An 11437-nucleotide genomic window follows, 5' to 3' on the forward strand; every position below is an offset into this window, starting at 1 on the left:
GCTGATTAAATATCGCAAATAAAACACAATATTACCTTCCAACGGATTTCGTCCATAGTGCTCGATAGAAACCTTTTAAAATATAAGCGTAAGTTTGCATGCCTCTTCCGATACATGTCGAAGTGATTATTCATTTCTTAAACTCTTAACCGGGTTTGTCAATGCAGCTTTCAATGTCTGGAAGCTAACGGTTAGCAAGCCAATGAGGATTGCAGCCGATCCTGATAATAAGAAAACCCACAAATTTATCTTAATGCGGTAGGCGAAATCCTGTAACCAATTGTGCATTAAATAAAAGGCAATCGGCGAGGCTACTACTAATGAAATAATAATTAATCCTAAAAACTCTTTACTCAACATCGATACAATGCTTAAGGCTGTTGCTCCAAGCACTTTCCTAATGCCAATTTCTTTTACGCGCTGCTGCGCGGTAAAAGTTGCAAGGCCAAAAAGTCCCATACACGAAATAAATATCGCAATCAGCATGGCTGTATTCATCAATTGCGAAGTTTTCTGTTCCTTGTTATAGAAATTGGCGATGGTCTGGTCGAAAAAAGTATACTCAAATTTTTCATTTGGATACACTTGCTTCCACGCTTTGTTAATTTGGGCTATAATTGTTTTAAAGTCATTGATTCCTTTCCCGGCTGATAATTTGATACTAACAGTCCTTTCACTTTTTGTAACCGAGGCCATAAAGAAAGGGGTAACCGTTTCATGCAACGATTTTGAATTGAAGTCTTTTACGACCCCTACTATCTGCCTTGTAGAATTGGGCATGCCTATTCCTACAAATTTTCCTACAGCATCCTCCGGTTTTTTAAATCCAAGGGCTTTAGCACATGTCTCATTTATCAAATACTCCTTAATGGTATCCGAATGGATAAGATCACGACCCGCTATAATCTTTAAGCCGAATAACGGCACATAATTTTCGTCGCAAAAATCAAATGACGCATCTGTTTTTGAGTCTTCCGCCCCCTTGTTAAAAATAATCGTTCCGCCGTGCCGCTCTGCAGCGGGTGTCGTACGATGGCGGCTTACTATTTGAACCCCTGGTATTTCTTTAACTTTATTGCAAAAAACATTTAGTTGATCGATGCTATTATTCCACTCGGTATGCATGGTTATAATCGCATCTTTGTTAAAACCTAAATCCTTATTTAATATAAAATTGATTTGGTTACCAACGATAAGCGTACCGATAATAAACACAAGTGATACTGTAAACTGGAACACGATCAATGTCTTCCTGAGGTAACTCTTATTATTAAATTGTGTGGCGCCCTGTCCTTTCAGGCTTAATGCGGGCAAATAAGATGATAACAGTCTCGCAGGATAGAAACCGGCAAGTATGGAAGTCACGACAAGGATTAAAAGCAAAAACAAAACCACCGCCGGGCTGAGTAAACTCAGGTTCGCCCCAAGTGGAATAAAGGAATGAAATAAGAAGATTACAGGATGTATGGCGAACAACGCAATAATTACAGCGATAAGGGTGAGTATAAAGGTTTCAACCATAAATTGCACTGTCAAACTTGTTTTACTTCCACCCAATACTTTATGCACACCTACCTCCCTGGCCCTTGCCAAAGATTGCGCAGTAGAAAGGTTTATAAAATTGATTACCGCTATGAGTAAAATAAAAACCGCTATGGCTATCAGGGCATATAACGTGGGCAAATGTGCCTGCCTGGAATAGGCATCATGGTAGCGGTTGTTAAAGTGAATATCAGCCAGGGGCTGCAACGATAACCGGGGGGGCGTCCCATCCACTTTTATATGAGCTTTTACAAAACCCGGGAATTGTTTTTCGATCTGCGCAGGTGTAACCCCATGTGCAAGCTTTACATACCCCTGCGAATTAAAGTCCCACATCCCCCAGTTATGCAGGTCGATATCATTTTTTAAAAAGCTGTGTTCAACCGTTGCAAAAGAAATAAAATCTTTAAAAGCAAAATCAGAATTCTTAGTCCAGTCTTCCACTATCCCCGAAACTGTAAGACGTAATGAATCGTTGTAAATAACCTGTTTACCTATAATAGCTGCTAATGGCGCTGTGCCAAAATATCTGTATGCTTCGCTTCTGGACAACACTACCTTAAACGGCTCTTTTAAAGCTGTAGTGGGATTACCTTGTAGCCACTGATACTTAAAAATATTGAAGTACTGTGGTTCGGCCACAATAACAGGCGACTTTTCTTCCCCTTGTTTGGGGGAAGAAAATTTCCTGGTGGAATTACCGCTACCTGGTATCGTAACTTTAGGAAAGTAATTATAAAATGCAGTTACCGCGTCAAAACCACTCAACTCGTTTCGCACTGCCAAAGGGAGTGCGCTGATCATACTAGCCATGTCATTCCTTTGGCCTTGCCCATCCTGCATAGCTACCACGATGCGATAGACCTGTTCTTTATCAGGATGAAATTTATCGAAGCTTAGCTCAAAGTTGGTGATAAGATAAATAAGTAAACAGGCACAGATACCCAGCGATAAGCCAAGAATATTGATAGCGGCATTGATTTTATTTCTTCCGATCCTTCTCCAGGCAGTCTTTAAATAATTCTTGAACATAAAATTGCGGTTTGTTTTCGTGTCGGCCCAACTTTGGGCAGTTTGTTGATACGAAATTACCGCTGGCCGGCCCTGATAAAGCCCCAATTTATAAGATGGGGCTTCTTTTTTCAGTTCAAACTTGTAATCTACCGGGTTTTTACCGGTCATTTGTTTAAAAATCCGGTTAAATGAGGTTTTAGAATTGAAGCCCGATTCATATGCCATTCCCATCAGGGTTAAGTGATCGTTAGCTGGGTCCTGAATTCTGCGAATCACATCCGCCACCCTGTAGCCATTAACAAAATCATTGAAGCTTTTCTTGAGCACTGTATTGATGATCCTGGATAATTCATGCGGAGTCAGCCCGAGTTTTCCGGAAAGCGAGCTTAAGCTTAGTTCCATATCCCGATGATAACTATTGGCTTTCATAGCATTTTTAAGCCAGGTACCTTTTTGTTTCAGCTCAGGGGGTATTGGAAAGAATACTTGAGGCCGAACGGCGGTCCGAAGGCTGGTTTCCTGCCTTGAAAATGCACTGACTACCATCCAGGTTATGGGGACGGATAAAAGCAGATATAAAGGATAATAAATATGATTACCTAAGTGGTAATACCAATCCACCCATGTGAATGCTATCCATAAAAACAGAATGATGGTTAAGGCGGACAGTAAATTACTTAGTGTACGCATACTGTTCCGGTACCTGTCGCCTCCGTTGAATTTCACCCGTTGATTAAACTGATTTACCAGACCCTGGCACTGATGAAGGTAAATAATGGCCGAAATGAGTACCAATAATTGTATTATGGGATCTAATCGTTGATAGGTTGTTGTGTTATAAACAGGAACACCTGCTATTGCACTTTCTTTGATTTCCAATATCCGAGCGCTCCATTCAAGTAACAAGGGACTGAAATGCAGCAGGTCCCTGAATTGGAATTTATATTCTGGACGAGTTATCTTGAGGATGTAAAAATAAATAAGTGGTCCAATCGCTACTGAGAATTCCGGAAGCAGCCAGCTCCAATGCGGGAAGTACATATCGAAACGAATGTTTTTACACAATAGCCAGGACGTTGTTAAAATAACAGAGCAGATAGCCATTGCCAGAAATCGGTTGGCGCTTCGATTTGTATTTGGGATAAACCATAGCAGCAAGGCCAAGGTCAGGCCGGTGAAAGTCATCCCCAGCATTACCAGGTCGTATATGTCAATATGGAATATATATGAATTCAAGTAATGCCAACAGCCCAAAGGCTATTCCAAAATTACAATAAATTGATATATAGAAAATTATACATTTTATTGATATTTTTTTTGTTTCGAAAACGGGCAGTACACTGTACGTTATTAGTCATTTGTCGTCATCCTGATAGCATCGCCTGTTGCATGGTTCGTGATGCAAAAATGGTTGCAGCACTTTGCTTACCGCATAACCATGCCTTGGTGGGTATTGGCTATAGCCAGAACCATAGCAGAGATGATTGCTCTATTAACAATTTGCTTTCAATCTATTAAGGCAGCTTTGGCAAATCCAGTAAGGAGTTTAAAAAGTGAATGATAATTATTAAACAAAGGTTTCGATACAATAACTATTAACAACCACCAAGCTTTAGCCAATTATCGTACTAAGAGGTTATATAGTTGTTTAAGATAGCAAACGATTTTCATAGCTATATGTTGCCAACGGTATTTATAAATCATCTAAACGCTTACTATAATTAACTGATTTTCAAAAGCCCGAGCAGGATTCGAACCATAAACTGTGCGGTTCGAAAAGTGCACAGCCAGGGATCGTTAAAAGTTTTCTAATTCGCTTAAAACACGTATTTGGTGAATTAAGTGGTTCGAATTCTACCCAGTCAGAGGAGTCTAACATCTAATCCGCTGGACAAGAGCTTTATATGTATCGCCTATTGGCAACTCAATTTTGCCAATTTCAACGTCGTTGGCTGTAATGGCGGTAACATGTTGCAGATTAACAATAAAGCTCCTGTGAATACGCATAAAGCCTTTGCCTTGTAGTTCTTTTTCGAGATCGCTGATCTTATATTTTGATATGATTATTATTTCCCTGGTATGCACATGAACATAATCCTTCAGGCTTTCGGCATATAAAATATCATGGGTATCAACTTTGAAATATTTATGACCGGATTTGAGATAGATAAATAGCTTTTCAGACGATGATAATATTTCTGGTATTGCGTAATTAGTTGTTTTTAAGTAACGTTCAACCGACTTAAAAAAACGATCAAACGTAATAGGTTTTAGCAAATAGTCGATTACACCCAAATCAAATCCCTCCAGTGCAAATTCGCGGTGGGCCGTGGTCAATATAGTTTTTGGGGGATGGATTATAGTTTTCAACAGGTCGAGGCCAGACACCCTGGGCATTTTAATATCGAGGAACATGAGGTCTACCGTCTGTTGGTTCAATAGTTCCAGCGCTTTTACCGCGTTATTGCATATCCCAGTGATCTCAAAAAGCTCGAGTTGGGCAATATGCTTCTCCAGTAATCGGACCGCAAGCGGCTCATCATCAACTATCAGACAGCGTATCTTCATGCCAGCTTAATGGTTAGTTTAACAATAAATAAGGATCCCATTTCGGTGATCGTAAGTTCATGGTTTCCGGGATAGACCAACTCAAGCTGATGTTTTAAGTTGGACAGACCGATACTGGTACCATTTTTTTCATCTTTTGGCTGAAAGGTATTAGACACGGTGAATGCAAAATGGCCGGGATCTGTCTTCAAATTGATATCGATCTTAGGTTCGCCAATGTCATTACCTGCTCCATGTTTAAAGGCATTTTCTACAATAGCCAAAAGTATCAGAGGGGCAATCTCTACCTGCTCATCTATATGGCAACTGAAGTTCACGGTTAACCGTTCATCGTAACGTAGTTTTTCCAGACCAATATAATTGTTTAATAATGCCACTTCACCCGAAAGCGGAACGTATATGTTATTGCAGCGATAAAGAATATAATCCAGGATTTCGGACAAACGGCCTATAGCACCGGCGGTTACAGGCGCATTCATTAGGGCCAGTGCATAAATATTATTTAGGGTATTGAACAAAAAATGAGGATTTAGCTGCGTTTTCAGCAATTTGAGCTCGGCTTCGGCCTTTTGCTTTTCCAACGTCAATGCACGCTGCTGAACGGACAACTGGTCTTTAAGTAATTTGAGTAGCATGAACACAAAAGCTACCGAATAGATACGAAAAAAATATACATATATAAGCTTGGGCAAATCAGTAAAGATCTCCTGGTAAGTCTCGTTGGGTTTAGCTTTAACGCCATAAAATGGTTCCTCCACATGAACAACTACTAACCGGGAGAGGACACAGATCACATAAATAGAAATAGCAAACCAGGTTAATCCGGGCAGATATTTTTGTTTGTAAATATAGCGTGGTACTATAAAATAAGTTAAAAAATAGGCTGCGGCCATTTGGGCCACCTGGTTTGTTCCAACGGCCAGCAGTATGTCCATGAAGCGTGCACCATCGGGATTGTAATAACCAGCAGAACTGTATTGTAACATCAATACAAGCAGCCAAAACAATACATGGCTCACCACCCGGTAAGTTTGATTGAACCTGATGAGTCGTTCTGAAAGATCCATAAACAAAAATACGATTTACCCGGCTTCACGGAACTATCGTCGACAGACAGACGGTTTCACCCCCTCAATCCGTTCGAACAGCTAAAAACACCTTTCGGCCGGCTATTGTGGCCAGTCTGGCATTAGTCACTATTTTGAGTTGCTGTAGTGCGGAATATTGTATATGCAGCTAATTAAAATCCTTTTTTGCTTAATACTATGTAATTGGTTTACATCTGTATTCGCTCAAACATCTATTTCGCTAAATATCAAAGGGCAAATTATTGATGTACAAAACAGTCCTCTTCCATATGTAACGGTTAACCTGAAGTCTGCCAAAGATTCGGTTAGTTACAAATCAGAACAAAGCGATAACAATGGTTTATTCTTAATCCCGAATGTTGCACCCGGGGATTATATCCTATCCGTCAGCATGGTAGGATTTGAAACGCTGCAACAACGGTTGTCCGTTAATGGGGGCCAACCACTTATTGATATGGGTAGGTTAACTTTAAAAAGCACTGTAAAAGTATTAAACAATGTTATAGTGAAAGCAGAACCAAAACTTGTTGAACACCAACTGGATAAAACGGTGGTCAACATCGGGAGGAGCGTTACTACAGAGGGTTCAACAGTTTGGGAGGTATTGCGCAAACTCCCCGGTGTACAGGTTTCTCCTGATGGACAAATATTGCTAAATGGGAAACCTGGCGTTAACGTATTGATCGACGGGAAAACTACTTATTTATCTGCCGAAGATCTTCATGGCTTATTAGATGGAATGCAGGCTTCAGGTATTCAGCGGGTGGAACTCATGAGCAATCCTTCGTCAAAGTATGACGCGGCAGGAACCGCGGGCATTATTAATATTGTTAAAAAGAAGAATAATAAAGAAGGGTTCAACGGGAACGTGAACGCCAGCTTGGCCCAAAGCTACTTTGGCAGGTACAATGGCGGCTTTACATTCAGCTATAAAAACGAGCATTTCAATCTTCTTTTAAATAATACCTATACCTATAACAAAAGATACAGCGCAAGTAATGTGATCAGTGATATACATGACACCGGTAATAAGCTGTTGTCAGAACAAGTTTCGGACAATAACGGTAATAATATTGGCCGAAACTACAGGCCTTCGCTGGCACTGGATATTTATATCTTTAAAAGAACCACAATAACCTTATCAGGGACACTGAGTAACGGCATCGCCGATAACGGATTTGTTTCTGCTATGGATGTACTTGACAGTCTTCGCAACAAGGTAAGTCATATTTACTATAGGAGCAAATTACATGATAGTCCCTTTAATTACACGGCCGGGATTCAGCTAACACATCAGTTAGATACCAATGGACGGTTATTTACCATCAATGCCGACCACGCCGAGTATCGCTACTTTCCACTGCAAACTAATTATAGCACGTTAGATGACGCGACGGGCAGTTTTCTGTCCGAAACTAATAATCTGTTGCTACAACACCGGCAGCTTGATATTTACGCTGCAAAAATGGATTATGTTCGGCCACTAAAAAATAAAAGTGTATTTGAGGCTGGTGTTAAGTCCAGTTATGTAAAAGCAGATAATAACAACAGCGTTTATGACCTTGCCGATAATCGGCAGATCTTTGATCAGACGCAAAGCGATCATTCAATAAATTCAGAGCACATCAATGCTGCTTATATTAATTTCAATAAAAACTGGCCAAATATTTCTGTTGAAGCCGGGATTAGAGCAGAGCAAACTATAACGAAGGGAAAAGAAATAGTTACCGGTGCAACGATTGATCAGAATTATTTGCAATTGTTCCCTACTTTATTTCTGAGTGACCATATCAATGAACAAAATGCATTAACCTTGCGGCTGGGGCGACGAACAGACCGGCCGGATTATCATGAATATGTTCCTTTTCGGCGACCACTTACCGCCACTTTGTTTTTTCAGGGCAATCCCAACCTGAAGCCGCAGACGTCATGGCATGGTGAACTGGGCTGGAATTTCTTACAATCATTTACCATTACACTGAACTATGATATTTATAGAGGCTACGTGCGTACTCTGCCTTTCTTAGATAGTAATAAAACCACGATCACTCGCCGGCCCATTAATATCCAGGGAGCGCATGGTTGGGAAACAGATCTTGCTTACAATAAAAAAATGCTGTCATGGTGGACAACCAATAATACACTGGCTGTTTACAGTAATGCATTTAACGGGCAGGCGTTTGGGGCAAAACTGGATAACGCAGGGCTTGTATCGCTGCAATTTAATACTAACAATATTTTTACGATCAGCTCTCTATGGTCGGCAGAATGCGATTATGAATATGATACCAGGCGGCAATATGTCAATTCTGTTTTTGGTGCCTATTCCTTGCTTGATCTGGGTTTAAAGCGGTCCATATTTATGGGCAAAGGATCCCTTACGTTGAACGCGAATAATATCCTGCAAAGCGAAGACCACAACGCTCTCGACCGTAACGCAGGATTGTACCAGGTTACCAACCTGCATTTTTATTCGCGCGCGGTTACCCTTAGCTTTACTTACCGCTTTGGTACCGTTAAACCGTCAAAAATCAAAATAGATTCTGGTGCGGCCGATGAGCAGAGACGGGCTGGGAATTAACAATTGCTATCACTCAAAAATTGATATCAATGAACTAAACGGTTGAGAACACTGTGCCGATAGTTTTGTGTTCAATAAAATCTTAGAATATTTACTATATCTATAGTACCAGGTGGTTTTTCTTCGTAACGCAAACGTTTGTTTGACGTTTCATTCCTTATAGGTTTAAATATATCTATGGTAAAAGGTAATATTAAGTGTTAACGTTTATTTAAGCATTCCATAGTGCAAGATTTTGCTCTGTTAAAGGAATAATAAATGTTAATGGTCTTTTTTTATCCCGAACGTAGCAGAGATATTGTCTTTTTTAATCAAACGTTTGCGTTGTGTTTGAGCTGCCCTGTATGCTCAAAACAAGTGTCTGACAACCTAACTTCCGGTATTCTTAAAGATTTGTTCATGAATCCTTAAGGATATAATCATGTTTAATCTTAGGCAAACGGATCAGGGTAGGGCCACTTACCGGTTCCGGAGCAGGCCGCCTTCTGGGATACTGAAATAATGGAATATTACAGCAATTTAACCGATGAGAAATTGATGCTTCTTTTAAAGGAAGATGACCATAAGGCCTATGCCCAAATTTATGATCGCTATAAATTTATTCTGCATGCACACGCGGTCAATAAATTGCGTGATCGCGAAGAAGCCAGGGATATTATTCAGGAGGTTTTTACCTATTTGTGGGCCAAGCGTGGGCAGATCGAATTTACCGGGAGTTTGTCGGGGTATTTATATGGTGCTGTTCGGAACGCTATCCTGAATAAAATATCCCGTAAACGGGTTCATGAAAAGTATCATGACTCCATGAAAGTATTTGCACTACAGGAACAGGTTGTAACCGACTACCGTGTTAGGGAAAACCTGTTACGGGAAAGTATTGAACGGGAAATTGCCCTGCTGCCACCCAAAATGAAAGCGGTATTTATAATGAGCAGAAATGAATACCTAAGCCACAGGGAAATTGCCTGGAAACTGGAGATCTCGGAGCAAACCGTAAGCAAACAAATTACCAACGCTTTAAAAATTTTAAAGGTAAAGCTGGGCGTAGCCATCTATCTGCTGATGATAATGCATTTGTAAACCCAATAATAAAATATTTTTCAATTCCATCTACCTGTTCAGCCCCTTGAGCTTTCCTTACCATTAATTAAGGCATTAATAAGCCTTTGTGATGATGGAAGATAAAGAACTAAATGAATTATGGGAACGTTTCAGATCAGGCCGGGCTACTCCGGAAGATGAGGCGTTTTTAGAAAGCTGGTATTTAAAACATAACCAGTCGGCCCCATTTGAGGTAAATGATCAGGAGCGCGTGGATGATGTTGACCAGGTTTGGGACGATATTCAAAAGAAACGATCTTCTAAAAAGCTAAATGGAAGGTATCGTTTAACGGCGGCCGCTATACTCCTTTTTGTATTTACAGGTACTTATTGCTTGTTGCACCGAAAAGCTCAAGACGCGGCACCACGTATTAGTAAAACTGATGTTAAACCGGGTAAAAATCAGGCTACGCTTACCTTGGCCAACGGTAAAAAGCTAATTTTAAACAACACTCTCAGCGGGAAGCTTGCCAACGAAGCGGGTGTTACCATCAGCAAAAATTCCAAAGGCGAACTTATTTATACTACTCACGAATCCGGTAGCACCAAACAATCCTCCAATCGGATCAATACCCTTGCTACTTCAAAAGGCGAGCAATACCAGGTGATATTGCCTGATGGATCACATGTATGGTTAAACGCTGTATCTACACTTAAATATCCGGTAGCATTTACAGGTAACGAACGGCTGGTTGAGCTTACCGGTGAAGCATACTTTGAGGTGGCGCATAATAAAGCAATGCCCTTTAAGGTAAAAACCAGGCAGCAGCAGGTGGAAGTATTGGGCACCCATTTTAACATCAACGCTTACACCGACGAAAAAACAACTGCTACTACTTTGTTAGAAGGGTCGGTAAAGGTCACAACGGCATCCCGTAATCAAAAAATGATCATTAAACCGGGAGAGCAATCAACCGTAAATGGTGATACCATGAATGTTCAGGAGGTTGATACAGATGAGGCTGTAGCCTGGAAGAATGGTTATTTTCTTTTTAATGATGAAAACCTGGCCGGCATTATGAAAAAAGTATCCAGGTGGTATAATGTGGAAGTGGAATATAAAGATGCCGCAATGCAATCCCTTGTTTTTAGCGGTACGGTATCTAAATACCAAAATGTATCGCAGGTTATTAAAACGCTGGAGTTAACCAATGCAGTTCACTTTAAGGTTTTGGATAACAGGATAATTGTATCCAATTAAATTCCCCCTTGATAATATAAAACACTAATTAATAAACTAAATCGACTTGAAATGAAACCCCATAAAAAATATCCGTAGCCAAGCTGGCAAACCGGTGACCGGGTATAAATACCAGGAGTGTTGGACGCACCCCTGGTAATGTTATCTGATCAAACCGAACGAGTGTGTTGAATACTATTTCTAACTTAAACAGATACCCAAATGTATAAATTTTACATCGAAATTTTATGTTGGCCAAAACGCCGCGTGCCCAAATTACTGTTGATGATGAAACTCACCATCCTTTTATTAACCGTTACCATGTTGCAGGTAAGTGCCTCAACGTTTGCGCAAAAGCTTAAT

6 protein-coding genes are annotated in these 11437 nt (G+C 40.4%); 3 read left to right on the forward strand and 3 right to left on the reverse strand.

The genetic code is table 11. The features are described from left to right. Positions 1 to 126: 126 nt before the first annotated feature. The 3 genes from VF500_RS26130 to VF500_RS26140 all read right to left on the reverse strand — a co-directional run bounded on the left by VF500_RS26130 (position 127) and on the right by VF500_RS26140 (position 6191). Complete coding sequence (locus VF500_RS26130; protein WP_330862479.1) at positions 127 to 3741, reverse strand: ABC transporter permease; 3615 nt, start codon at positions 3739 to 3741, stop codon at positions 127 to 129. A 687-nt stretch (positions 3742 to 4428) separates the two neighbouring features. Continuing rightward, a complete protein-coding gene (locus VF500_RS26135) occupies positions 4429 to 5124 on the reverse strand; it encodes a LytTR family DNA-binding domain-containing protein (protein WP_330862480.1) in 696 nt (231 codons plus the stop codon). Continuing rightward, positions 5121 to 6191 carry a sensor histidine kinase gene (locus tag VF500_RS26140; RefSeq protein ID WP_330862481.1) on the reverse strand — a complete coding sequence of 357 codons (1071 nt, stop codon included), beginning with the start codon at positions 6189 to 6191 and terminating at the stop codon, positions 5121 to 5123. The genes VF500_RS26135 and VF500_RS26140 overlap by 4 nt, the downstream gene beginning before the upstream one ends. Positions 6192 to 6354: 163 nt before the next feature. Here VF500_RS26140 and VF500_RS26145 point away from each other — a divergent pair, with 163 nt between their 5' ends. The 3 genes from VF500_RS26145 to VF500_RS26155 all read left to right on the forward strand — a co-directional run bounded on the left by VF500_RS26145 (position 6355) and on the right by VF500_RS26155 (position 11095). Further along, positions 6355 to 8793 carry a TonB-dependent receptor domain-containing protein gene (locus VF500_RS26145; protein WP_330862482.1) on the forward strand — a complete coding sequence of 813 codons (2439 nt, stop codon included), beginning with the start codon at positions 6355 to 6357 and terminating at the stop codon, positions 8791 to 8793. Positions 8794 to 9294: 501 nt separating this feature from the next. After that, positions 9295 to 9873, forward strand: coding sequence for an RNA polymerase sigma-70 factor (locus tag VF500_RS26150; RefSeq protein ID WP_330862483.1), 579 nt, complete (start codon positions 9295 to 9297; stop codon positions 9871 to 9873). A 94-nt stretch (positions 9874 to 9967) separates the two neighbouring features. Then, positions 9968 to 11095 (forward strand): FecR family protein, encoded by a 1128-nt coding sequence (locus VF500_RS26155; RefSeq protein WP_330862484.1) that lies wholly within the window; start codon positions 9968 to 9970, stop codon positions 11093 to 11095. Positions 11096 to 11437 lie beyond the last annotated feature (342 nt).

The organism is Mucilaginibacter sp. (assembly GCF_036383575.1).
GTDB lineage: Bacteria > Bacteroidota > Bacteroidia > Sphingobacteriales > Sphingobacteriaceae > Mucilaginibacter.